Here is a 378-nt window from a genome sequence, read left to right as displayed (position 1 = left end):
AATGCCCCATCAGCGTCAACTTGCCGAACACGTCGGTAATACGCTCCATTCCGGCTTCAACAGCCGTGGTACGCGACGAGCCATCCACCAAGTCGCCCATCGTGCGGGCCCGAGTATGCAAGATGGTTTCCAGCCCAACTGCCATTTTCTGCATCTCGGCCCGGCTGGCTTTAAATGCCGGCGATCGGCTGATAAGCGCGGAATATCCGCGCATGGAGTTACTGAAACCGTTCACCATCACGCCGCGCGCCAAATCCGGGATGGCCGACACGGTCATGCCGCCCAGCTTCGTGACAAAGTTGGCGCTACGCAGGAAAGCGCCAGCGCGCACAAAGAATGATGATGGATCGTCAGGCATGCCATAGGTACCAACCAGCC

General features: G+C 58.7%; 1 protein-coding gene. It reads right to left on the bottom strand.

The window, feature by feature from the left end; all coding sequences use genetic code 11:
* Positions 1-378, bottom strand: a 378-nt coding sequence (locus tag J0A68_RS22510; RefSeq protein ID WP_206580507.1) for a hypothetical protein, incomplete at both ends; no start/stop codon positions are given.

The organism is Algoriphagus oliviformis (assembly GCF_017254915.1).
Lineage (GTDB): Bacteria > Bacteroidota > Bacteroidia > Cytophagales > Cyclobacteriaceae > Algoriphagus > Algoriphagus oliviformis.
This window is presented reverse-complemented; position numbering and strand designations above follow the sequence as displayed.